The organism is Mycolicibacterium chlorophenolicum (assembly GCF_001044235.1).
GTDB lineage: Bacteria > Actinomycetota > Actinomycetes > Mycobacteriales > Mycobacteriaceae > Mycobacterium > Mycobacterium chlorophenolicum.
Genome location: NZ_JYNL01000010.1, coordinates 86,712 through 108,475 on the forward strand (window position 1 = coordinate 86,712; position 21,764 = coordinate 108,475).

The window sequence follows — 21,764 nt, forward strand, 5'->3', positions numbered from 1 at the left end:
GAGTCTACCGGCCCGGATCTCCGCTCGCCCGATCAGCCGATCTTGCGGTCGCGGTGCTTGCGCCGGGAGGCGAGTTCGTCCTCGGGCGCGGAGATCGACTCGCCGCCGTCGGCACGCTCGCCCGGGAAGTCGGCGATGGCGCCCGTCAGTTCCCGCATCGCGCCCGAGACCGCGATGCCAAACACGCCCTGACCGCCCTGCAGCAGGTCCACCACTTCCTCGGCCGAGGTGCACTCGTAGACCGTGGTGCCGTCGGAGAACAGCGTGATGTTGGCCAGATCGGAGACGCCGCGCTGGCGCAGATGGTCGACCGCGACCCGGATGTTGTGCAGCGAGATGCCGGTGTCGAGGAGGCGTTTGACGATCTTGAGGACCAGGATGTCCTTGAAGGAGTACAGCCGCTGGCTGCCCGATCCCGCGGCGCCGCGGATCGAGGGCACCACCAGTGAGGTCCTGGCCCAGTAGTCGAGCTGCCGGTAGGTGATGCCGGCGATCTGGCAGGCGCTGGGCCCGCGGTAGCCGACGAGTTCGTCGGGCACCGAGTCATCGGGGAACAGACCGGCCTGCACCGGCTCGGCTGCCCGGGGAAGAGGGTCCGCCGAAGGAGCGCCGGTGTTGAGATCCAGTTGCTCCTGGCGGGGCGTGTCTCCCACTTGTCGAATCCTCTCGCCGATCGAACTCGCGTCGCCTGACCTGCGTGGGCGCACGTTATCCCAGCCCGAACCTCGTTCGAGCATACGCTCGGACGACTGTCTTGACTGCCCGTCGGGACCAAGTATGGCTGCCCGTCGGGGAGGTGCCGGAAACTCGCCCCGCGTGTCGAGCGCGACGAGACGCATCCGTGACCAAGAGGCGCTAGGGGGCAGTCCTAGGTCGCTTTGAAGTCGTCCGGGGACACCGAATCCAGGAACTCCTTGAACTTCTCCACCTCGTCCTCGCGGACGGCGCCGGTGGCCTCGTCGTCGTTCTCGTCGGGGATCAGCAGCCCGGCTTCGGCGAGCACCGCCTCCTCGACGTAGATCGGCACCCCGACCCGCAGCGCGATGGCCACCGAATCCGACGGCCGCGCCGAGACCTTGATGTCCCGGTCGAAGATCAGGTCGGCGTAGAACGTGCCTTCCTGCAGATCGACGATGCGCACTTCCTTGAGTGAATGGCCAAGGGCGGCAATGACATCGCGGAACAGGTCATGGGTGAGCGGCCGGGCGGGCTCCACCCCCTGCTGCTCCAGGGCAATGGCCGCGGCCTCCGACTGCCCGATCCAGATCGGCAGATAGCGGTCGCCGTTGGATTCGCGCAGCAACAGAACGGGCTGGTTCTGCGGCTGTTCCACGCGGATTCCGACGACGCGAACCTCACCCATGTGTGCCTGCCCTCCGCACCGGTGTTGCCCTGTTCCGTCCGGCCCTGTCGACGGCCCGGACGCGACGGTGAAGCCGTCGAATCGAGTCTAGTCCTCAGCGATCCAGAACGTCGCGTACGGCCGACTTGATCAACGACGTGTGCAACGTGATCGCCAGGGCCGCCACCTCGCGTGCCAGGTCGTCGGCGCGGTCACGCGCGCCGGCCTTGCCCGCCTTGACGACCGGGCCCGCGATCTGGGCGATCAGGTCCGACTGCCGGTCGGCCGCGGACCGGAACGCCCGCAGGTGCCGCGGTTCGACGCCGTAGTCCGCCAGCGCCCGCGCGCACTGGGCGATGACGACCGCGTGCTCGTCGAAGAACACGGTGCCGGCGCCCTTGAAGATCGGCGTGATGATGCCGGCCTTCACCAGAGAGTTCAGCAACTCCTCGTCGACGCCCGAGCGTTCCAGCAGCGCCTCGCGGCTGAGCCGGCTCTGGGCCGGCGCACTGGGGAGCACCGCCTCCGCGCCGTCGGAGCCGCCCACCGGCACCAGGCGGGGAGCGGCGTAGGCCGAACCGCTCTGCGGCAGTTCGCCGTCGGGCAGCGCGTCGAGCTGAGCCTTGATCACCTTCAGCGGCAGATAGTGATCGCGCTGCGCGGTGAGGATGAAGCGCAGCCGGGCACAGTCGTAGGCGGTGAAGCGCCGGTAGCCCGACGCGGTGCGCTGCGGTGTGACGAGCCCTTCGGCCTCGAGGAACCGGATCTTGGAGATCGTGACGTCGGGGAACTCGGAGCGCAGCGTGTCCAGCACGACCCCGATCGACATCCCGGCGAGCGCCGGGGTCTCGGGTTGGGTCATCGCAGATCGCCGCCGCGGTCGGTGGGTCGGTTACTCGGCGGTGCCGTCGTCGCCCTTGGGTCCGGTCAGGAACACCAGGCGGAACTTGCCGATCTGAACCTCGTCGCCGTTGGCCAGCACCGCGGAGTCGACGGGCTCCCGGTTGACGTAGGTGCCGTTGAGGCTGCCGACGTCGACGACCTGGAACTCGCCGCCCTCGAGACGGAACTCCGCGTGCCGGCGGCTCACGGTGACGTCGTCGAGGAAGATGTCGCTGTCGGGATGCCGGCCCGCCGACGTGGTGGGCTGGTCCAGCAGGAACCGCGAGCCCGCGTTGGGCCCCCGCTTCACCACCAGCAGCGCCGACCCCACCGGCAGCCCTTCGACGCCGGACACCGCGCTCTCGCCGCCCGCCGCGGGCGGTGCGTCGAGCTCGTTGAGGAAGTCGGCGCGGAAGACCGATGTCGTTTCCACGGTGACTTCGTCAGAGTCGGCCCCCGAGTTGAAGTCTTTTTCCGTCACCCGCTGCTCCTCACTGGCTGCTGTGGCGGTATCCGGCCGGGACATCCAGCCATCGCGCCGCTGGTGTCGACCGTACCGTGCAGTGGACCGCGTTGTGTCCACCACGGCCGGATCCGCATCCTGGTCGCACCGACCCTAACAACACCTACTCGGTCACGTGGGCGCGGTAGCCCTCCGCGTCGAGCAGCGCGTCCAGCGCGGCGCGCAGCGACTCGCCGTCGGCCTGCAGTTCGACCAGCCAGCCCTCGCCGTACGGGTCGGAGTTGACCAGCTGCGGATTCGACTCCAGATCACCATTGACCGCAACGACTTTCGCGGTGACGGGGGCGTAGAGATCCGACACCGACTTCGTCGACTCCACCTCGCCGAAGGACTCTCCCGCGCTGATCTGCGCCCCGACGTCGGGCAGCTGGACGAACACCACGTCGCCCAGCGCGGACTGCGCGAAGTCGGTGATGCCGACGCGGACCGTGTCGTCGCCCTTCTGTGCCACCCACTCGTGTTCGGCGGTGTAGGACAGGTCGGCGGGAATCTCGGTCACGGCGCTCCTTGGTTCTCGTGCGACCTGACGGTCACGTCACTTGACGGGCTGAGCGTATTGGCGCGGTTTCGGTTGCCGCAAGGCGGTCACGTCGACCCGGTCGGACTGTTGTACCACCATCGTCCCGCCGACGCGTTCGATGCTGTCCATCGCTCCGCCGGGGATGTTCATCGCGGCCGCCAGCGTCGGCGGATCCCCAATGGCGACAACGGAATACGCGGGGTTGAGCGTGGCCGAATCGACCACCAGCGCACCCGGGGGCCCGACCACCCAGGTGTCCACGCCGATGCGCACGGAGTTCTGCCCGCCGCGGATCTCCATCGCCTCGGCACCCGCGGCGCGCAGCTCGTTGATCACGTCGAGCATCGTCTCGGCCGCTACGCCCGGCGCGGGGTCGGTGATCGTCAGCGTCACCCCCGGCCCGGTCGCGGCCACGGTGCCGATCAGGATCGACAGCGCGGCCAGCCGGGACCTGGCGTTCTCGATCGCGGCCTGGTCGCTGCTGCCCGAGGCCTGCAGTTCGGCCAGTGTCCGCTGCAGGTCCGCGACCTCGGAGTTGAGCGCGGCCTCGCGCTGCTGCAGCGAGTCGAGCAGCACCAGCAGGTCGGCGGGGCGGGCGGTTTCCAGGGAGTCACCCGAATCGGTCTGCCGCACCTGCGTGGCGATCGCGATGCCGAGCACCAGGCACAGCAGCACCGCCAGCACCCCGAACACCCGGCGCCCGCCGCGCGGGGCGGTCCCGGCCTCGGGGGGCAGCTCGTGGCGGCCGTGCTGCTCGTCGCTCACCTCACGCCCCGAACAGCCTCCGCCGCAGCGCCGCGGCGTTGCCGAAGATCCGGATGCCGAGGACGACGATGATCGCGGTGGACAGCTGAGTGCCCACCCCGAGCTGGTCGCCGACGTAGACGATCAGGGCCGCCACCAGGACGTTGAAGACGAACGACACCACGAACACCTTGGCGTCGAAGATCTTCTCCAGGTAGGCGCGCAGGCCGCCGAACACCGCGTCCAGCGCGGCGACGACGGCGATGGGCAGGTACGGCTGGATCACCTCGGGAACGCTGGGGTGGAAGACCACCCCGATGACGATGCCGACGACGAGCGCGATGATGCCGATCACGCGGATGTGCCTCTCACTTCGGACCCGGCTCGGTGGCGAAGTTGAGGTCGCGGATCGAGCCGGCGGGCAGGGTCAGCCCGTCCCCGTTCGCCACGCTCACCCCGACTCCGTAGGACGACTCGAGCAGCCGCAGCCGCTGCAGGCCCGAGCTGCGGTCGAAGGTGTCGGCCATCGCGTGCGGCGGGCCCACCGCGAGGATGACGTAGGGACTGGCGATCGGTTGATTGTCGACCAGGATGCCGCCGCCCGCCTGCCGGATGGTCACGTTGGGGCCGATGCGGACTCCCCCGACCGAGATCGCCTCGGCGCCGCTGAGCCACAGCGAGTTCACCACCAGCTGCAGGTCGCGGTCGAGGATCACCTGGCGGCTGCCCTCCACCCGCTGCTTGGACACGTCGGTGAGGTCACGGCCGACGCCGGGATCGGTGACGGTGACGGTCAGCCCGGGTCCGATGACCGGTGTGGTGGCCGCCGCGAAGTTCGCCTGGTCGAGGTCGCCGAGCAGTTGCCGGCCGGTCGCGTCGCCGGCCAGCCGGCTGCGGCGCTCGGAGTCCACCTCGGCGGCCAGCCCGTTGCGCCGGACGGTCAGCGCGTCGGTGGACGCCTCGGCCGAGCGCACGCTGGCGGCGAGCACCTGCTGGGACTCCCGGACTCCCGGCGCGGTGGCCTTGGCCTGCGACCAGGCCAGCGCGAAGACCGCGGCCACCAGCGCCGCGGCGGCCACCTGCCACACGCGGTCGACGGCCCGGCGCGGACGCGGTGAGCGTGCGGCGGCGGCATAGCCGGGGTCGAGGTGGTCGGACAGCAGGGACCGCAGCAGGGACGGCACCGGGATCAGCGTCGGGGCGCCCGCCCGGTGCGCGCTGCGCCCGGACGTGGGATCCCAGCCCCCCAGCTCGGTCACGTCACCGACGTTCGGGACGACACCCGGGGCATCCGTCGCGCCACCATGCCGACCTGCAGCAGGTACAGCACCCCGGACCACAGGTACATCGCCATGCCCCAGATCAGGAAGCCCCACCCGATAGCCAGCACCACCCGGCTCCACTGCGCAGTGTCCTGCCCGAGCAACACCAGCGGCAGCCCGGACATCAGCGCGAACGTCGCGGCCTTGCCGATGTAGGTGACCGGCAGCGCGGTCAGGCCGCGGCTGCGCAGCAGCGGCAGCGTGGTCGCCAGCACCAGGTCGCGGCCCAGCAGCGTCGCGACGATCCACCACGGCAGCGCACCGGCGAGCGCCATGGCCACCGGGGTGACGATCATGTAGATGCGGTCGACCGCCGGGTCGAGCAGCGCGCCCAGCCGGGAGGACTGGTTGGCGAACAGCCGCGCGATCTTGCCGTCGGCCCAGTCGGACGCCCCGCTGAACATCAGCACCACGACGGCCCAGGCGTTGGCGTGCAGCACGAGCAGCAGCACCAGGAACACCGGGACCAGCACGAGCCGGATCACCGACAGCGCGTTGGGCACCGTCCAGATCCGGTCGCGCGGCGCCGGGGCTTCCCCGTGTTCCAACCCGCGGGCCATGGGTAGAACCTAGCGGAACACCCCGGGCAGGCTCAGCGCCGAGAGGGTGTCGTCGTTGAGCGGGTTGTCGTGGACCATGTACGTCCACGTCGAGGTCGGCCGCGCCAGCTTCGACAGGTCGACCCCCGGCTCGTCCTCGATCGACGGCGCGGTGTCGAAGGTCTGCTGGGCGGCCTCGATCGCGTCGGCGGCCAGGGATCCGAACGCGTCGACGGCGAGGCGGTGGAACTCGTCGAGCGGGTTCTGCCTGCCCAGCGCGCGCAGGTGGATGCTCTCCCGGATGTCGGCCAGGTAGGCGAGGTGATCGGCCCAGCCGCGGTCCAGGTGGTACAGCATGATCAGCCGGCAGATCTTCTCCAGCTTCTCCTCCCCCACCTGTTCACTGAGGTCGGCGTACCGCTCCGGGGACAGGTTGGCCAGTTCGTCCCGGGCGGTCGCGGTGCGCAGCAACGTGTCGCGACGTTCGACCAGGATGGCGCGCTGCTGGGCGATCAGCTGGTTGTAGCGCCAGGTGTTGGCGTGCACGTCGAGCAGCCGGCCCTCGGCGATGCGCTGGGCGTGCTCGAGCAGGCTGGCTGCCTTGGGGCTGAGCACCTTGCCGTCCTCGTCGCAGTCCAGCGGCAGCTTGCCGGCGTCCAGGTGTGACACCACGACGTCGTCCTCCCAGCTGGAGAAGAACACCGTCGACCCGGGGTCGCCCTGGCGGCCGGCGCGGCCGCGCAACTGGTTGTCGAGCCGTTCGGTGTGGTGCCTGCCGGTTCCGATCACGTGCAGACCGCCCAGGTCGGCGACAGCGTCGTGGTCGGCTTCGTCGGAGCCGCCCAGGCGGATGTCGGTGCCGCGGCCGGCCATCTGGGTCGACACGGTGACCGCGCCGAGCTTGCCGGCTTCGGCGATGACGGCCGCCTCCTCGGCGTCGTTCTTGGCGTTCAGCACCACCGCGGGCACACCGGCCTTGACCAGCCGGCGGTGCAGGTCCTCGGACTCGGCGACGTCGCGGGTGCCGACGAGGATCGGTTGGCGCGTCTTGTGCACCTCGGCGATGTGGTCGACGACGGCGTCGTTGCGGGCGGCCGCGGTGACGTAGACGCGGTCGGGTTCGTCCTCGCGGATGTTGGGCGCGTTGGGCGGGATCGGTGAGACACCCAGCTTGTAGAACTGGCGCAGCTGCTCACCGGCGGCCAGCGCGGTGCCGGTCATCCCGCACACCGTCGGGTAGCGGTTGATCAGCGCCTGCACGGTGATGGTGTCGAGCACCTCGCCGGTCTCGGTGGTCTCGATGCCCTCCTTGGCCTCCACCGCGGCCTGCAGCCCGTCCGGCCAGCGCTGCAGCGTGGCGATGCGGCCGCGGGAGGCGTTGATCAGGTGCACCGCGTCGTCGCGGACGATGTAGTGCACGTCGCGCTGCAGCAGCACGTGCGCGTGCAGCGCGACGTTGACCTCGGTCAGCGTGGTCGCGACGTGCTCTTCGGAGTACAGGTCGATACCGCCGAGCCGGGCCTCGATCTTCTGGGCGCCGGATTCGGTGAGGTGGACGTTGCGGCCCTCGGCGTCGGTGGCGTAATCGGTGCCCTCGACGAGCTCGCCGACGAACCGGATCAGGTCCACCCGCGGCGACTCGCGGTGGCTGGTGCCCGCCAGCACCAGCGGCACCAGCGCCTCGTCGACGAGCACCGAGTCGGCTTCGTCGATGAGTGCGACGTCCGGGTTCGGCGACACGAGGTCGGCGACGTCGGTGACCAGCTGGTCGCGCAGCACGTCGAAGCCGATCTCGTTGACCGAGGCGTAGGTGATGTCGCACTCGTAGGCGGCGCGGCGCTCGGCGGGGGTCGAGTCGGCGGTGATCCAGCCGACCGTCAGCCCCATGGCCTCGATCAGCGGACCCATCCACTCGGCGTCGCGGCGGGCCAGGTAGTCGTTGATCGTGATGACGTGCACGTTGCGCCCCGCCAGCGCGTAACCGGCGGCCGCGATCGCGCCGGAGAGGGTCTTGCCCTCGCCGGTGGCCATCTCGACGACATCGCCGGCGAGCATCCGCTGCGCACCGAGCAGCTGCACGTCGAACGCGCGCAGGCCGGTGGCGCGTTCGGAGGCCTCCCGCGCGATCGCCAGGAACTGCGGGATGTCGGCCGAGTCCGCCAGGTCGTCGAGCTCGAGCAGGGTGGCGGCCTTGCGCAGCTGCTCGTCGTCGAGGTCGGCGGCCTTGGCGTCGAAATCGGCTGCCCCGCGGACCTGCTCCATCGAGCGGCTCTGGTCCTTGTCCGTGCTGGCGCCGAGGAGTTTCCAGAACCGGCCGGACAGGCGCCCGGTCGAGGATTTCGTCGTCTTCGATGAGGTGCGTGCCACATGATCACGGTACGCGGGCGCGTTCGCCGGGTGCGTGGCTCCCACGGCCTGGGCAATCGTGGCGCGTTCCCCGTCGGCGCGGCGGTCCTGCGGTAACTTCGCCGCAGGCCGGACCGCGGAAGGGGGGTGCGCGTCGTGGACACCGAGTCGTTCCAGCCGACCCTCGACTGGGGCCGTGAGTGGGTCAGCTCGACGATCTGGGTGCTCACCGCGTTCGTCGTGAGCGCGGTCTGCCTGGGCGTCGTGTTGGTGCTGATCGGGCGGTTCACCGAATGGGGCCGCCAGTTCTGGCGGGTCACCGGCGGCTACTTCACCGGCCGGGCCAGCCTGAAGGTCTGGGCACTCGTCGGGCTGCTGCTGCTGTCGGTGATCGTCTCGGTGCGCATCAACGTGCTGCTGACCTACTACGTCAACGACCTGTTCACCGCGCTGCAGATCGCGTTCTCCCAGGGGGCGGGCCGCTCGAGCGGCATCGCGGGGTTCTGGGCCACGATGGTGGTGTTCGCGGTGCTCGCCGGCTGCTACATCGTGCGCCTGCTGCTCGACATGTACCTCACGCAGCGGTTCATCATGCGGTGGCGGATCTGGCTGAGCCGGCGCTTCATCGACGGCTGGCTGGGCGACCTGGCGTACTACCGGGCGCAGTTCGCGGGCCGGCCCATCGACAACCCGGACCAGCGCATCCAGCAGGACGTCGACGTGTTCACCACCGGCGTGGGCGGCGACACCAACAACCCGATCTACAACTCCGGCAACACGCTGCTGTTCGGTGCGGTCGAGGCCGTGCTGTCGGTGCTGTCGTTCGGCACCATCCTGTGGCGGCTCTCGGAACCGGTCACGCTCGGCGGGGGGACGCTGCAGCGCGCCCTGTTCTGGATCGTGCTGGTCTACGTGCTGGTCGCGACCATCGTGGCGTTCGCGATCGGCCGTCCGCTGATCCGGCTCAGTTACCTCAACGAGTTGCGCAACGCGGGCTTCCGGTACGCGCTGGTGCGGGTGCGCGACGGCAGTGCGGCGATCGGGCTGTACCGCGGCGAACCGGCCGAACGCTCGCTGCTGCGGGGGCGCCTCGACGCGGTGATGGACAACTACCGGCACTGGCTGCACCGGATGATGCTGTTCTTCGGGTGGAACGTGTCGATGAGCCAGGCCATCAACCCGCTGCCGTGGCTGGTGCAGGCCCAAGGCCTGTTCGCGCAGCGGATCTCCTTCGGCGGGGTGTGGCAGTCCTCCAACGCCTTCGGCGCCATCCACGACTCGCTGTCGTTCTTCCGTAACGCCTACGACCAGTTCGCGAGCTACCGGGCGGCGATCATCCGGCTCGACGGACTGGCCGAGCAGAACGACCGGGCGGGCACGTTCACCGCCGTCGAGGTCGTCGACTCCCCCGGCGGCGACCTGAACGTGGCCGGGGTGGAGGTGCGCAAGCCCGACGGGACGACGCTGCTGCATCCACTGGATCTGGACATCGGCAGCGGGGAATCGCTGGTCGTCGCGGGTCCGTCGGGGATCGGGAAGTCGGTGCTGCTGGCGAGCCTGGCCGGGCTGTGGCCGTACGCGACGGGCCGGGTGCGGCTGCCACGCGGGCGCGACGCGGTGATGTTCGTGCCCCAACTGCCCTACCTGCCGCTGGGGGATCTGCGCGCCGCGGTCACCTATCCGCGCCCGCCCGGCGGCGTCGACGACACCGCCATCCAGCGGGCGTTGCTCGATGTGGCGTTGCCGCACTTGATGATCCGGCTCGGTGACAGCCAGGACTGGGCGAAGGTGCTCTCGGTCGGTGAGCAGCAGCGCATCGCGTTCGCCCGGGTGCTGCTCGGGGCGCCCAGCGCGGTGTTCCTCGACGAGTCGACCTCGGCGATGGACGAGGATCTGGAGCAGATGCTCTACGGCCTGCTGCGTGAGCGGCTGCCCGACATGATCATCGTCAGCGTGAGCCACCGCGCCAGCGTGCACCTGCTGCACGACCGGCGGCTCTCGCTGATCGGCGACGGGCGGTGGCGACTGGAGAGACTCGCGCGCACGGGTTGACGCCTCCGCCACGCCGCAACCAGGTTGTCGCGGTACCTTGCCCGCATGCAAGAAATGTTCGCCCCGACGCTGGACTGGGGCAGCGAGCTGTGGATCTCACTGGTGTGGATCGCCAAGGGCTGGGCCATCGCCGCGGTCGCCACGCTGATCGTGCTCGCGCTGATCGGCCGGTTCACCACCTGGGGCAAGCAGTTCTGGCGCATCTCCGGCGCCTATTTCACCGGGCGCGAGAGCGTCAAGGTGTGGATCTTCCTCGCGGTACTGCTGGCCTCGGTGATGATCAACGTCCGGCTCGACGTGCTGTTCACGTACCAGAGCAACGACCTGCTGACCAGCTTCCAGGTGGTGGTGTCGGGCCTGACCTCGGACAACGACGCGGTCCGGCAGTCCGGTATCGACGGCTTCTGGTCGACCATCGGGATCTTCTCGATCCTGGCCGTGCTGTCCATCACCCAGCTGCTGCTGGACATGTACCTGTTCCAGCGGTTCTGCCTGCGGTGGCGCGCCTGGCTGACCGACCGGATGACCGGGGACTGGCTCGACGGCCGGGCCTACTACCGCGCGCGATTCATCGACGAGACCATCGACAACCCGGATCAGCGCATCCAGTCCGACATCGACATCTTCACCGCGACCAACGGGCCGTTGCCCAATGTGCCGTACTACGGCTCGTCGAGTTCGCTGCTGTTCGGCGCGATCTCGGCGGTGGTGTCGGTGGTGTCGTTCACCGCGATTCTGTGGGAGCTGTCCGGCCCGCTGACCATGTTCGGGCTCACCCTGTCCCACGCGATCTTCTGGATCGGCATCGTCTACGTGCTGTTCGCCTCGGTCGTTGCGTTCTGGATCGGCCGGCCCATCATCGGCCTGTCGTTCCTCAACGAGAAGTACAACGCCGCGTTCCGTTATGCACTGGTGCGGTTGCGCGACGCGTCGGAGGCCGTGGCGTTCTACCGCGGTGAGGTCGCCGAGCGCACCGGGCTGCGCCGGTTGTTCACCCCGGTCGTGGCCAACTATCGCCGGTACATCAACCGGTCACTGCGGTTCAACGGCTGGAACTGGTCGATGGGCCAGGTCATCGTGCCGCTGCCTTATCTGGTGCAGTTCCCGCGGTTCGCCGCCGGGGAGATCCCGCTCGGCGCGCTCAACCAGTCGGCGTCGGCGTTCGGCGCGATCCAGTCCGGGCTGTCGTTCTTCCGCAACGCCTATGACCTGTTCGCCGGCTACCGCGCGGCGATCATCCGTCTCGACGGGCTGGTCACCGCCGACGAGCAGGGCCGCGCGCTGCCCGTGCTCGACGTGGCGGGCTGCACCGGCCAGAACGTCACGCTCGAGAACGTCGAGGTCCGCACCCCGGACGGCACGCAGCTGCTCGACCCGGTGAACCTGCGCCTGGAGCCGGGCGAATGCCTGATGATCACCGGCAAGTCCGGCACCGGCAAGACCACGCTGCTGCGCAGCCTCGCGCAGCTGTGGCCGTTCACGTCGGGGCGGCTGACCTACCCGATCGACGAGAACGAGACGCTGTTCCTGTCGCAGATGCCCTACGTTCCGCTCGGCGATCTGCGGGCCGTGGTGTCCTACCCGAGCAAGACCGGCGACATCGAGGACGACCGGCTGCGGACGGCGCTGCAGAAGGTGGCGCTACCGCATCTCGTCGACCGCCTCGACGAGGTCCAGGACTGGGCCAAGGTGCTCTCCCCCGGCGAGCAGCAGCGCATCGCGTTCGCGCGGATCCTGCTGACCCGCCCGAAGGCCGTGTTCCTCGACGAGTCCACGTCGGCGCTCGACGAGGGCCTCGAGCTGACGATGTACGACCTGGTGCGTACCGAGCTGCCCGACACCATCCTGGTCAGCGTCAGCCACCGCAGCACGTTGCAGCGGCACCACACCCGCGAGCTGAAGCTCCTCGGCGAGGGCGCGTGGGAACTCGGCGTGATCGGCGGGGAGCCCGCCCGGGTCTAGGCCTGCTGCCCCACGAGCAACAGGACTGCACGGTCTGCAGAGGATGTTCGAGTAGCCACCTGCAGAACGTGCAGGGCTGGGGCGCCCGGGTCTAGCCCTGCTGCCCCGCGGTCGCCCGGGCCCGCCGCGCCGCATGCTCGCCGGCCCGCCGGCCGAAGAACGAGCCTTCGCCCAACTGGGTGCCGCTGGCGTACCCCTTGCCGTCCTGGGCGATGTTGGACGCGCACGCGCCCGCCGCGTACAGCCCGGCGATCGGGCTGCCGTCCTCGCGCAGCACCTCCCCGTCGATGGACACCTTCAGCCCGCCCATCGTGAACCCCGAGTACATGGCCCGGCCCAGTGACAGGTCGAACGCCGCCCACGGGCCTTTGTCCTGTGCGGCAACGTATTCGGGCTGCTTGTGGAAGTCGGGGTCGGCGCCCTCGGCGGCGTTGGCGTTGTAGCGCTCCAGCGTGGCCGCCAGATTCCCGGCCGGGATGCCCAGCGCCTCTTCCATCTCCGCGACCGTCTCCCAGCCGTCGATGAACTTGATCAGCGGCATCGCGGGCATCTGCATGTGCGCCTCGTCGACGATCAGGTAGGCGACCTGATCGGGCTGTTCGAGCACGAACGCCGACGTCCGCGCGTGGTAGGAGTCCTCGGCGACGAACCGCTTGCCCTCGGCGTTCACGATCACCCCGGTGAGCAGGATCTCGGGCGGATAGGCCGCGGCGGTGATGAACAGTTCCTCCATGTTCGTCGCGACGCCGCCGGCCGAGACGCCGAGCCCGATGCCGAGGCCGTCGTCGTTCGGGTTGCCCAGGATGTAGGGCGCCACGGTGCCGTGGTGCTTGGTCTTGCGTTCGGCCCCGAGGGCCGGGGTGTACTCGGCGACCATCGCGGCGTTCATCGCGAAGCCGCCGGCGGCGATCACCACCGCGTCGGCCGACACGTCGCCGGTCTCGCCGAAGTGCTTCCACCGCACCCCGACCACGGCGCCGTCGTCGTCGACCACCAGCGCCGTCGCCCCGGTCTCGTACCGGAACTGCACGCCCAGGTCGGCGGCCCGCTTCACCAGCAGATCGATCACCATCGAGGCGCCGCCGAGTTCGCCGGGCACCGGCACGGAGTGGCCGCGCGGGGCGGGCACGGCCTGCTCGCAGAACGGCCAGACCTTCTCGTTGCCGGTGTACGACAGGCCCTCGGTGCCGGGCGGCACGACCACCTTGCCCGGGTAGTAGCTGCGCTCGAACTGGAAACCGAGGTCCTCGAGCCAGTCGAAGTGTTCGACGCTGCCCTCGCAGTAGGCGCGGATCTTGTCGAGTTCGGGGTCGTGGGACTGGGAGACGAGGTATTTGTACATCTCCTCGGGCGAATCGTCGTGCCCGGTGGCCTGCTGGACGGCGGTGCCGCCGCCCAGGTAGAAGTGCCCGCCGGCCATCGACGTGGTGCCGCCCGCGGCGGCCGCCTTCTCGAGCACCAACACGCGCGCGCCGGCGGCGGCCGCACTGACCGCCGCACACCCGCCGGCGATGCCGAATCCGAGGACGACCACGTCCACCTCGTCGGACCACGACGTGACGTCGGCCGAGCGGACGGTGTCGGGGATGTGCATGCTCACTTCTGCTCCTGTTTGATGTGGTCGAAGAATGCAGCGAATTCGTCTGGTATGTAGGCGATTTCGAGGTAGGGCACACCGGCGTCGGCGGCCGAGAGGTAGGCGAAGCGCATGCCGCCGGGCATCGTGCCCGCCATGGCGACCTCGGCGCCGTCGCGCTGCGCGTCGCGCACCGCCGTGTCGAACGCGTCGCCATCGGGGGCGGCCCGGCACACGTGGTGCAGGCCGGGTCCGCTGCGGTCGAGGAACTCGGTGTAGACGCTGTCCCCGCGCACCGGGGCGATCACCTCGAGCTGGGTGTCACCGGCGTAGCTCAGCGCGATGTCGGCGACGTGGTCGGCGGGGCGGCCGCGGTAGGTGCACGTCTGCGGGCCGAAGTGCACGCCGGGCATGCGCACCCATGTCTTGGCGCCGAGCAGTGCGCTCAGCGCCGCCTCGGTGGCCGCCAGATCGCGGGTCACCCACGCAATCTGGACAGGTGTCTGGTCAAGCATCGGTTCGAGAATATCGCCACCGGCCCGCCCAAGCTAGAACGTGTTCTACTTTCGGTCGCTAACGCGGGGTCGGCGGGACCCGATAGTCCGGTCATGCGTGCACTTGTCGTCCCACTGGTGGTGGCCGGGCTGCTGGCCGGCGCCGCACCGGCGGCGGCGACCCCGCCCGGTTTCCCCGACCTCGACGCGTTTCCCGCGGTCGATCCGGCGGGCTACCAGGTCTTCGGGGCGCACCCGAGCATGTCGGGCTGGGTCTTCAGCACCCCCGCGGGCCTGCGCTGCCAGGACAGCCTGATCCCGGATCTCGGCATCTACTGTCGGGGTCCGCTGCCGGGCTCCTCGTCCGGGGTCTCGACGGCGTCGGTGTCGCTGACGCACGCCGGCGAGATCGGGCACGACGACGTGGGAACCGACGAGGGGTCCTATCCCCTGCTGCCGACGGGGTCCCGGTTCGCGGCGGGCAACGGCGTGGTCTGCGCCGTGCCGACCGCGGACACGCTGGCCTGCCGCGCCGCCAAACCCGACTCCTGGCCGGTCGACACCCCGGATCCCCCCGACCGGCATTACGGCGAGCACGGATTCGTCCTCGCCCCCGCCGGCAGCTGGACCTACTGAGCGAGCATCCCGGTCAGCAGCGCGACCTGCGTGTCGAACGCGAGCGCGGGGTCGGTGAGGGTGTCGGATCCGTACTGCCCGAACACCTCCAGGCTGATCGCGCCGACCAGCGCCGCCCACAGCACCAGACACTTGGTGAGCGTCGCATCGTCCACGGAGACCGCGAACTCGGCCCGTAGACTCTCGAAGTCCGAGGAGAGTGGTTGCGGCGCCGCGCTTTTCGCCGACGGGATGTCGCCGGCGGCCGCCCCGGCGGCGACGACCGCGAACAGCGTGCCGACCACGCGGGTGCCGGGGCCGACGGTCCGGTCGCGAGGGGCGTGGTAGCCGGGCACCGGGCTGCCGTAGAGCAGCGCCCAGCTCGCCGGCTGGTCGACGGCCCACCGCCGGGCCGCACGGGCGACGGCCGCCAGCTGTGCCCGCCAGTCGTCGCCGGCGGCCCCCCGCGCATCGTCGACGGCGTCGGCCAGCTCGGTGTAGGCGTCGACGAGCAGCAGGGTCAGCAGGTCGTCGCGGCTGGCCACGTACCGGTAGACCGCCGAGGACACCATGCCGAGGTCGCGGGCGATCGCCCGCAGGGACAGGCCCGCTGCACCGTCGGTGATCAGGTGGCGCCGGCCCAGCTCGACGATGCGGCGCTCGATCCGGTCACGGCTGTCCTGTCGGGTGCCCACGCCGCCAGTGTGACATATCCGAGAGCAGTGCTCTTGAATTTCTCGTGCGGCCGTGTCACGCTGGAAGCGAGAGCAGTGCTCTCGCATTCGAACCGGAAGGAAACCACCATGTCCGAGCGCTACGACGTTCCGGGGCGGGCCACCCGCCTCTTCAACGGCCTGATCCGGCGACTGGCCGAGCGGGGAGTCAGTGTCCAGGGCAGCACGGCGTTGCGCGTGCGGGGCCGCACCAGTGGGGAGGTCCGCTCGGTGGTGGTCAACCTGCTCACCGTCGACGGCCGCGACTACCTCGTGTCGCCGCGCGGCAACACCCAGTGGGCCCGCAACGTGCGCGCCGCCGGCGACGTCGAGACCGGGCCGCGTCACCGACCCCGGCGCCGCGGCGTCGTCGAGGTGCCCGACGACGCGAAACCGGCGCTGCTGCGGCGGTACCTGGACCGGTGGTACTGGCAGGTCAAGGGCCATACCGGCGGGCTGACACCGGCGTCGAGCGACGGGCAGGTCCGGGCGGCCGCCGGCTCGATCCCGGTGTTCGAGCTGACGGGTTAGGGCTGCGCCGCCACCGGCGTGATCGTCGCGGACGCGGCGGAGATGGTGTCCGCACGGGCCTCCTGGCTGGCCGTTTGCCACGACACCGCCGCCGGGAACGTGCCCCAGGTGCTGTTGAAGACGCCGATGAGCACGGTGCGGCCGTCGGGAGTGGTGGTGTAGACCGGTCCGCCGGAGTCGCCCTTGCGGCTCACCACGCCGTTGGCCATCGTGAACCAGCCGTTGTTGACCGCGTCGACGGTGCCGCAGCTCTCCCCGGTCACCACGCCGAAATGGCACACCGGCATGCCCGCCACCGGCAGTACGGCCGGATCGGTGACCAGCACCTTGCCGCTGGGCAGCACGTTGTTGGCCGCGGCGGTCGGCAGCAGCTGGATCACCTGCCAGTCGGCGATCTGGTGGTTGGTGTCGATCGTGGTGCCGTCGGGAGTGTTGTCCCGGAACGAGACCTGGGTGCCGATCACGGTGCCGCCCTTGTCGGTGACGGTGCCCGAGGCCCGGCAGTGGCCCGCCGTGAACGCGATGCGGCTCTGAGGGTCGACGTAGCCCAGCGTGCACAGCACCGAGTCCTGGTGGATCTCCATGCCCGGGTGGACGAGCACGTCGGGTTGGGCGTTGGCCGGGGCCGACGGCACCAGCAGTGCGGCCAGGCAGGCCAGCAGCGCGGGCAGCATCTTCGGTCCTCGCGACGGCGGTCGATTCGACACAGCCCCTCCACTCTCCCCGGATGAGTTCTCGGCGACCGCCGGACATCGGGGTGATACCCGCGTGCTCCGACGGTGTAACCGGCTCATCGCGGGCCGATAACGGGGCGTTACACGCGGGACGGCGTGCCGGGCCGCGCCGCGGTCAGGGGATGGTGAGGACCTGACCGGGGTGGATGAGGTCCGGGTTGGTGATGCCGCTGGCGTCGGCGATGGCCCGGTAACGGTTCCCGTCGCCGTAGAACCGCTCCGCGATCGCCCACAACGAGTCGCCCGAGACCACGGTGTAGGTGCGCGGCGCGGGCGGCGGCGGCGGGGGTGGTGGCGCGGGCGCTTCGGCGGGGACGGGCGCCGGCGCGCTCTGCGGCTGCGCGACGGCCTCCTGCTCCGTGGCGGCCTGCGGCTGCGCGGTCGCCGGCTGGTCGGCGGTCTCGGCCGCGGGCGGCGCCGGAGCGTCGTCGGTGTGGGTGTTCGATGCCCAGGCCGGGCCGTCGAACCCGTAGAGAACGAGGTTGCGGTCGTCCTGAAGCACCAGGCGAACGTCCTTGGCGCCCTTGGTGTCGCTGTGCCACACCGGCTTGTCGCGGGTGTACAGCACGAAGTTCCCGTCGGTTTGCACCTCGGCGCGGACGACGTCCTGTCCGTCGGTGGCCGTGGCCCAGACGGCGCGCCCGCGTTCTGTGAGCACGAGGTTGCCGTCGTCCTGCAGCGTCAGCGCGTAGGCGCCGTTGCGTGACGTCAGCGATTGCCCTCGGTCCAGTTTCTCGCCCTTGAGAAGTCTGTCGCTCATGTCGGTGTCTCTCTCTCGCTCAGGTGCGAGAGACGCTACTCAGCGCCGAGAGCCCGGGGTGAAGATTTAGAGATTCGTCTCAAGAATCGAAGCCCAGGCCCGCGGCGTCGAGGGCGCGCAGCAGCAGGTTGCGGCGCCCCGCGTTGTGGTCGGCCCGGTCCAGCGACCACCGGGTGGCCTGGATCCCGGCGCTGGCCAGCGGCTCGGGCGGGAACGGCAGCGGCTTGCGGCGCACCATCTCCAGCCGGGTGCGCGGGGTGGAGACGCCGTCCAGCAGATCCAGGCAGACGTCGGCGGCGAACCGGGTGGCGCCGACGCCCAGGCCGGTGAACCCGTTGACGTAGGCGACGCGGCCTTCCCGCGCCAGCCCCCAGTGCGCGCAGAACCGGGTGTTGGTGTCGATCGGGCCGGCCCACCGGTGGGTGAAGCGCACGTCGTCGAGGGCGGGGAAGGTCAGGAAGAAGTGGGCGGCCAGCCGCCGGTAGCTCGCGGTGCGGTCCTCGTAGGCGGACGTGACCCGTCGGCCGAAGTGGTACACCGCGTCGTAGCCGCCCCACACGATCCGGTTGTCCATCGACAGCCGGTAGTAGTGGAACTGGTTGGCGGAGTCGCCGATGCCCTGGCGGTTGCGCCACCCGATGCGGTCCAGCTGGGCGTCGGTCAGCGGTTCGGTGGCCAGGACGTAGTCGTAGACCGGCACCGTGTAGAGCCGGTTGCGGCGCAGCAGGCTGGGAAACACGTTGGTGGCCAACACGATCTGCCGGCACGTCAGCGTCGGGCCGTCGGTGTGCACCCGGATCGACGCGCCACCCGAGTCGATCCCGCGGGCCGTCGTGTGCTCGAAGATCTCCACGCCCGCCTCCCGGCAGGCCCGGGCGAGCTCGAGCGCCAGCTTCGCCGGGTTGACGATCGCGCAGTCGTCGGCGCTGAACAGCCCGGCCAGATAGGTCGGTGAGTGCACCTCCTCGCGCACCCGCGCGGTGTCGAAGAACTCGCCGTGCTTGTCGGCGGCGGCCTCGGCCAGCCAGGCCACCTGATGCTGCTCGGTGGCCACGGTCAGCATGCCGGTGCGCTGCCATTCGACGTCGAGGCCGAGCTCGGCGATCTCGGCGGCCATGCCGTCGAGGTTCTCCATGCCCAGTGCTTCGAGGGTGTCCATCTCGTCTGGCCAGCGGGACTTCCCGTTGTCGTAGCCGTGGGTCAGGCTGGCGTCGACGAATCCACCGTTGCGCCCGGACGCGGCCCAGCCGATGCGGTCGGCCTCGATCAGGATCACCCGCCGGTCGGGATGGCGGCGTGCGGCATGCAGCGCACTCCACAGCCCGGTGTAGCCGCCGCCGATGACCAGCAGGTCGGCGGTGACGGGACCCGACGGCGGCGGGTAGTCCGGCCGGGGCGTGTCCAGCCAGACCGAGCCCAGCGTGCTGCCGGACAGCGACCGGTCGATCAGCGCGGGGTCGACTGGGGCATCGAAGACGGTCTCCACACCGCGCAGACTACGGCGTGACATGCGCTGTGGTCTCGCTGCCGGCCACACTCGCGGGTTCCCAGCCGGGCGGGCCGAAGACGTAGCCGAGTTTGTCCCGGAACCGCCGCGCGGCGCGCACGTCGCGGCCGATCGCGACGTACTCGCGCGTCTGCAGGCGCCAGATGTTGAACGTGTTCACCGGTTTGGTCAGCCCGTAGTGCGGCCGGAACACCTCGGGCTGGAAGGTGCCGAACAGCCGGTCCCAGATGATCAGGATGCCGCCGTAGTTCTTGTCGAGGTAGATCTGGTCCATGCCGTGGTGCACCCGGTGATGCGAGGGGGTGTTGAACACGAACTCGACGGCCCGCGGCAGCGTGCCGATGCGCTCGGTGTGGATCCAGAACTGGTAGACGAGGCTGACCGAGAAGCTGAAGAACACCATCCACGGCGGAACGCCCAACAGCGGCAACGGGATCCACATCAGGATCTCGCCGCTGTTGTTCCATTTCTGGCGCAGCGCGGTCGCGAAGTTGAAGTACTGGCTGGAATGGTGGGCCTGGTGGGTGGCCCAGATCAGCCGGACGCGGTGGGCGATGCGGTGGTAGCAGTAGAACAGCAGATCCACCCCGACGAGCGCGATCACCCACGTGTACCACTGGGTGGCCGACAGGTGCCACGGCGCCAGATAGGTGTAGATCGCCGCGTAGCCCAGCAGCGCCAGGAACTTCCACGCGCCCATCGTCGCGACCGACACCAGCCCCATCGAGATGCTGGCCCAGGAGTCACGCGTCAGGTACGCGCCGGCGGCGGGCCGCCCCGGTTCCGGTGACCGTCTCTGCGCCACAACGTGTTCGAGCTTGCGGGCTGCGGTCCACTCGAGGATCAGCAGCAGCAGGAAGAACGGGATCGCGAACAGCACCGGGTCGCGCATCTGCGGGGGCAGCACGTCCAGGAAGTCCACGTCGCTCCCCCGCTCCTACCGGAAGCTCAGGATGTCGTCGCCCCAGGCGCGCCGTACCGGCCCGTCGAGGTCGTCGATCACGGAGTCCTGCCGGTCGATGACCAGCGTGGCGCGGTCGTCGGCGCCGTAGGGACGCCACTGCGGTTCGCCGGCCGGCCCCGTCGGCACCCCGCCGCGCGCGAAGTTCGTCCAGCGTGCGCGCACCCGGCGCGACACCTGTTCGCCGGCCGCGCGGCCGCCGAGGGCGAACATCGGATCCCGGCGTACCGCACCGAGATTGCCCCAGACGAACGGCAACTCGGTGGCGTGCGCGGCGTGCAGGCGCAGCAGCCGCAGCATCGGGGTGGCGAAGTCGAAGCGGTACAGATACACCGGCGCGGAGGTGCGGTGACCGTCGGCGAACCAGATCGACGGCATCCGGAAGCCGAGGTCACCGGCCAGGCCCAGCCCCTTGCCCTTGCGGCGGCCCCGGTAGATCCCCTCGAGCTCGCGCTGCGCGGGCAGGGAGAGCTCCGGCTGCTCGGCCGCGATCTCGGCGAACATCGCCCGGATGGACTCCGGCTTGATCGGCATCAGCGGCGACTTCATGTAGCGGAACAGGGCCGCCTCGTTGCGGTTGGTGCCGATGATCAGCGGCACCGGATGCGTCTGGCCGGCCCGCGCCAACCGCACGGGATAGTCGGGGATGATGTCGCGGTCGACGATCGGCGCGAACGCCAGCCGGCCGGGGGTGTGCACCGGCACCTCGTCGAACACGGTGCGCGACGCGGCGACGATCGCCTCGATCGGCACGTCCGCCAGTCGTGACAGCTCGTCGCGGCCCACCCCGACGACCTCGAGGAAGCGGGCGGCGATCCGGCTGGCCGGCTCCGCGTCGTAGGACGACGTCACCGGGGAGCTCTGGGCGATCGCGGCGTGGAACAGGCCCTTGGCCGCCGGGCTGCCGAGCAGCGTGGTCACCACGCCGGCGCCGGCCGATTCGCCGAAGAGCGTGACCTGGCCGGGGTCACCGCCGAAGGCGGCGATGTTGTCGCGCACCCACTCCAGCGCGGCGAGCACGTCGCGCAGGCCGAGGTTGGTGGCGAACCGCTCGGAGTCGGCACCCAGGGTGGCCAGCTCGAGGAAGCCCAGTGCGCCGAGCCGGTAGTTGACCGTCACCACGATGACGTCGCCGTCGGCGGCCAGCCGTCGGCCGTGGTAGAGCGGCTGGCTGGCCGACCCGAGGATGTAGGCGCCGCCGTGCACCCACACCATCACCGGCTTGCCGGCACCGGCTTCGGTACCCGACGGCGCCCACACGTTGAGGCGCAGGAAGTCCTCGCCCTGCGGGGCGCCGAGGTCGATGGGGATGCGCGGATCGGTGGGCTGCGGGCACACCGGGCCCACGCGGGTGGCGTCGAACGGTTCGGTCCACGGGGTCGGCGCCTGTGGCGCCCGCCAGCGCAGGTCACCGACCGGCGCGGCAGCGTAGCGGACCGCTTTCCACGAGGCGACCACCCCGTCGTCGGCGCCGCGGACAGGCCCGTAGGTGGTGTCCACAATTGGCCGTCCGTCCGCATTGCTGCGGGTCGTCGCCTCCGCGGTCATCGCTGATCTCCTTCGATCGACAGCCGGTACGTAACTGTACCAGCGGCGTGCTCCGCCGAGATCGCCCCGACGGCGCGGCACGACAAAGATTCT

General features: G+C 70.2%; 22 protein-coding genes. 4 read left to right on the forward strand and 18 right to left on the reverse strand.

Features of this window, described 5'->3' with window-relative positions:
• Nucleotides 1-32: 32 nt before the first annotated feature.
• The 10 genes from MCHLDSM_RS05840 to secA2 form a co-directional block, all read right to left on the reverse strand.
• Nucleotides 33-653, reverse strand: coding sequence for a MerR family transcriptional regulator (locus MCHLDSM_RS05840; RefSeq protein WP_048469297.1), 621 nt, complete (start codon nucleotides 651-653; stop codon nucleotides 33-35).
• A 215-nt stretch (nucleotides 654-868) separates the two neighbouring features.
• Nucleotides 869-1,363, reverse strand: coding sequence for a bifunctional nuclease family protein (locus MCHLDSM_RS05845; protein ID WP_043409225.1), 495 nt, complete (start codon nucleotides 1,361-1,363; stop codon nucleotides 869-871).
• A 94-nt stretch (nucleotides 1,364-1,457) separates the two neighbouring features.
• Nucleotides 1,458-2,204, reverse strand: coding sequence for a transcriptional regulator FtsR (gene ftsR, locus MCHLDSM_RS05850; protein ID WP_048417479.1), 747 nt, complete (start codon nucleotides 2,202-2,204; stop codon nucleotides 1,458-1,460).
• A 30-nt stretch (nucleotides 2,205-2,234) separates the two neighbouring features.
• The gene (garA, locus tag MCHLDSM_RS05855; protein WP_048469379.1) at nucleotides 2,235-2,705 is read right to left on the reverse strand and encodes a glycogen accumulation regulator GarA; all 471 of its coding nucleotides are present in this window, start codon (nucleotides 2,703-2,705) and stop codon (nucleotides 2,235-2,237) included.
• A 145-nt stretch (nucleotides 2,706-2,850) separates the two neighbouring features.
• A complete protein-coding gene (gcvH, locus tag MCHLDSM_RS05860; RefSeq protein WP_048469298.1) occupies nucleotides 2,851-3,246 on the reverse strand; it encodes a glycine cleavage system protein GcvH in 396 nt (131 codons plus the stop codon).
• 36 nt (nucleotides 3,247-3,282) lie between these two features.
• Entirely contained in the window at nucleotides 3,283-4,032 is a 750-nt protein-coding gene (locus MCHLDSM_RS05865) for a DUF881 domain-containing protein (protein WP_048469299.1), read from the reverse strand.
• A gap of 1 nt (nucleotide 4,033) precedes the next feature.
• Nucleotides 4,034-4,366, reverse strand: coding sequence for a small basic family protein (locus tag MCHLDSM_RS05870; protein WP_048417482.1), 333 nt, complete (start codon nucleotides 4,364-4,366; stop codon nucleotides 4,034-4,036).
• A 13-nt stretch (nucleotides 4,367-4,379) separates the two neighbouring features.
• Complete coding sequence (locus tag MCHLDSM_RS05875) at nucleotides 4,380-5,270, reverse strand: DUF881 domain-containing protein (RefSeq protein WP_048469300.1); 891 nt, start codon at nucleotides 5,268-5,270, stop codon at nucleotides 4,380-4,382.
• Nucleotides 5,267-5,893: a CDP-alcohol phosphatidyltransferase family protein gene (locus MCHLDSM_RS05880; RefSeq protein WP_063840610.1), complete on the reverse strand. Its 627-nt coding sequence runs from the start codon at nucleotides 5,891-5,893 to the stop codon at nucleotides 5,267-5,269. Before MCHLDSM_RS05880 ends, MCHLDSM_RS05875 begins: the two co-directional genes overlap by 4 nt.
• A 9-nt stretch (nucleotides 5,894-5,902) precedes the next feature.
• A complete protein-coding gene (secA2, locus tag MCHLDSM_RS05885; RefSeq protein ID WP_109788753.1) occupies nucleotides 5,903-8,239 on the reverse strand; it encodes an accessory Sec system translocase SecA2 in 2,337 nt (778 codons plus the stop codon).
• Between the two features lie 135 nt (nucleotides 8,240-8,374).
• Between secA2 and MCHLDSM_RS05890 the strand changes: the two genes are divergently transcribed.
• On the forward strand, nucleotides 8,375-10,270 hold the full coding sequence (locus MCHLDSM_RS05890; RefSeq protein WP_048469381.1) for an ABC transporter ATP-binding protein/permease: 1,896 nt from the start codon (nucleotides 8,375-8,377) through the stop codon (nucleotides 10,268-10,270).
• 54 nt (nucleotides 10,271-10,324) lie between these two features.
• Nucleotides 10,325-12,232, forward strand: coding sequence for an ABC transporter ATP-binding protein/permease (locus tag MCHLDSM_RS05895; protein ID WP_082168758.1), 1,908 nt, complete (start codon nucleotides 10,325-10,327; stop codon nucleotides 12,230-12,232).
• Nucleotides 12,233-12,323: 91 nt separating this feature from the next.
• Here MCHLDSM_RS05895 and MCHLDSM_RS05900 read toward each other — a convergent pair whose 3' ends face one another.
• Both MCHLDSM_RS05900 and MCHLDSM_RS05905 read right to left on the reverse strand, forming a co-directional pair.
• Nucleotides 12,324-13,832, reverse strand: coding sequence for an FAD-binding protein (locus MCHLDSM_RS05900; protein ID WP_048469303.1), 1,509 nt, complete (start codon nucleotides 13,830-13,832; stop codon nucleotides 12,324-12,326).
• On the reverse strand, nucleotides 13,829-14,323 hold the full coding sequence (locus tag MCHLDSM_RS05905) for a VOC family protein (RefSeq protein WP_048469304.1): 495 nt from the start codon (nucleotides 14,321-14,323) through the stop codon (nucleotides 13,829-13,831). Before MCHLDSM_RS05905 ends, MCHLDSM_RS05900 begins: the two co-directional genes overlap by 4 nt.
• A gap of 93 nt (nucleotides 14,324-14,416) precedes the next feature.
• Here MCHLDSM_RS05905 and MCHLDSM_RS38425 point away from each other — a divergent pair, with 93 nt between their 5' ends.
• Entirely contained in the window at nucleotides 14,417-14,938 is a 522-nt protein-coding gene (locus tag MCHLDSM_RS38425; RefSeq protein WP_048469305.1) for a hypothetical protein, read from the forward strand.
• Here MCHLDSM_RS38425 and MCHLDSM_RS05915 read toward each other — a convergent pair.
• Nucleotides 14,932-15,612: a TetR/AcrR family transcriptional regulator gene (locus MCHLDSM_RS05915; RefSeq protein ID WP_048469306.1), complete on the reverse strand. Its 681-nt coding sequence runs from the start codon at nucleotides 15,610-15,612 to the stop codon at nucleotides 14,932-14,934. The genes MCHLDSM_RS38425 and MCHLDSM_RS05915 overlap by 7 nt on opposite strands.
• A gap of 108 nt (nucleotides 15,613-15,720) precedes the next feature.
• Between MCHLDSM_RS05915 and MCHLDSM_RS05920 the strand changes: the two genes are divergently transcribed.
• Nucleotides 15,721-16,161, forward strand: a complete 441-nt coding sequence (locus MCHLDSM_RS05920) for a nitroreductase/quinone reductase family protein (RefSeq protein ID WP_048469382.1) — start codon at nucleotides 15,721-15,723, stop codon at nucleotides 16,159-16,161.
• Here the strand turns inward: MCHLDSM_RS05920 and MCHLDSM_RS05925 are convergent.
• The 5 genes from MCHLDSM_RS05925 to MCHLDSM_RS05945 all read right to left on the reverse strand — a co-directional run bounded on the left by MCHLDSM_RS05925 (nucleotide 16,158) and on the right by MCHLDSM_RS05945 (nucleotide 21,671).
• Nucleotides 16,158-16,835, reverse strand: a complete 678-nt coding sequence (locus MCHLDSM_RS05925) for an Rv1815 family serine proteinase (RefSeq protein WP_048469307.1) — start codon at nucleotides 16,833-16,835, stop codon at nucleotides 16,158-16,160. The genes MCHLDSM_RS05920 and MCHLDSM_RS05925 overlap by 4 nt on opposite strands.
• Before the next feature lie 175 nt (nucleotides 16,836-17,010).
• On the reverse strand, nucleotides 17,011-17,655 hold the full coding sequence (locus tag MCHLDSM_RS05930; protein WP_048469308.1) for a LysM peptidoglycan-binding domain-containing protein: 645 nt from the start codon (nucleotides 17,653-17,655) through the stop codon (nucleotides 17,011-17,013).
• Nucleotides 17,656-17,734: 79 nt separating this feature from the next.
• Nucleotides 17,735-19,141: an NAD(P)/FAD-dependent oxidoreductase gene (locus MCHLDSM_RS05935; RefSeq protein ID WP_048469309.1), complete on the reverse strand. Its 1,407-nt coding sequence runs from the start codon at nucleotides 19,139-19,141 to the stop codon at nucleotides 17,735-17,737.
• A gap of 10 nt (nucleotides 19,142-19,151) precedes the next feature.
• Complete coding sequence (locus tag MCHLDSM_RS05940) at nucleotides 19,152-20,054, reverse strand: sterol desaturase family protein (RefSeq protein ID WP_048469383.1); 903 nt, start codon at nucleotides 20,052-20,054, stop codon at nucleotides 19,152-19,154.
• 45 nt (nucleotides 20,055-20,099) lie between these two features.
• Nucleotides 20,100-21,671, reverse strand: a complete 1,572-nt coding sequence (locus tag MCHLDSM_RS05945; RefSeq protein ID WP_048469310.1) for a carboxylesterase/lipase family protein — start codon at nucleotides 21,669-21,671, stop codon at nucleotides 20,100-20,102.
• Nucleotides 21,672-21,764: the final 93 nt, after the last annotated feature.

Bases quoted from the DNA above. Each gene is read 5' to 3' on its own strand.
- MCHLDSM_RS05845 (WP_043409225.1), bottom strand. From the start codon at position 1,363: ATGGGTGAGGTTCGCGTCGTCGGAATCCGCGTGGAACAGCCGCAGAAC.
- ftsR (WP_048417479.1), bottom strand. From the start codon at position 2,204: ATGACCCAACCCGAGACCCCGGCGCTCGCCGGGATGTCGATCGGGGTC.
- MCHLDSM_RS05880 (WP_063840610.1), bottom strand. From the start codon at position 5,893: ATGGCCCGCGGGTTGGAACACGGGGAAGCCCCGGCGCCGCGCGACCGG.
- MCHLDSM_RS05895 (WP_082168758.1), top strand. From the start codon at position 10,325: ATGTTCGCCCCGACGCTGGACTGGGGCAGCGAGCTGTGGATCTCACTG.
- MCHLDSM_RS05905 (WP_048469304.1), bottom strand. From the start codon at position 14,323: ATGCTTGACCAGACACCTGTCCAGATTGCGTGGGTGACCCGCGATCTG.
- MCHLDSM_RS38425 (WP_048469305.1), top strand. From the start codon at position 14,417: ATGCGTGCACTTGTCGTCCCACTGGTGGTGGCCGGGCTGCTGGCCGGC.
- MCHLDSM_RS05920 (WP_048469382.1), top strand. From the start codon at position 15,721: ATGTCCGAGCGCTACGACGTTCCGGGGCGGGCCACCCGCCTCTTCAAC.
- MCHLDSM_RS05925 (WP_048469307.1), bottom strand. From the start codon at position 16,835: ATGCTGCCCGCGCTGCTGGCCTGCCTGGCCGCACTGCTGGTGCCGTCG.
- MCHLDSM_RS05930 (WP_048469308.1), bottom strand. From the start codon at position 17,655: ATGAGCGACAGACTTCTCAAGGGCGAGAAACTGGACCGAGGGCAATCG.
- MCHLDSM_RS05940 (WP_048469383.1), bottom strand. From the start codon at position 20,054: ATGCGCGACCCGGTGCTGTTCGCGATCCCGTTCTTCCTGCTGCTGCTG.
- MCHLDSM_RS05945 (WP_048469310.1), bottom strand. From the start codon at position 21,671: ATGACCGCGGAGGCGACGACCCGCAGCAATGCGGACGGACGGCCAATT.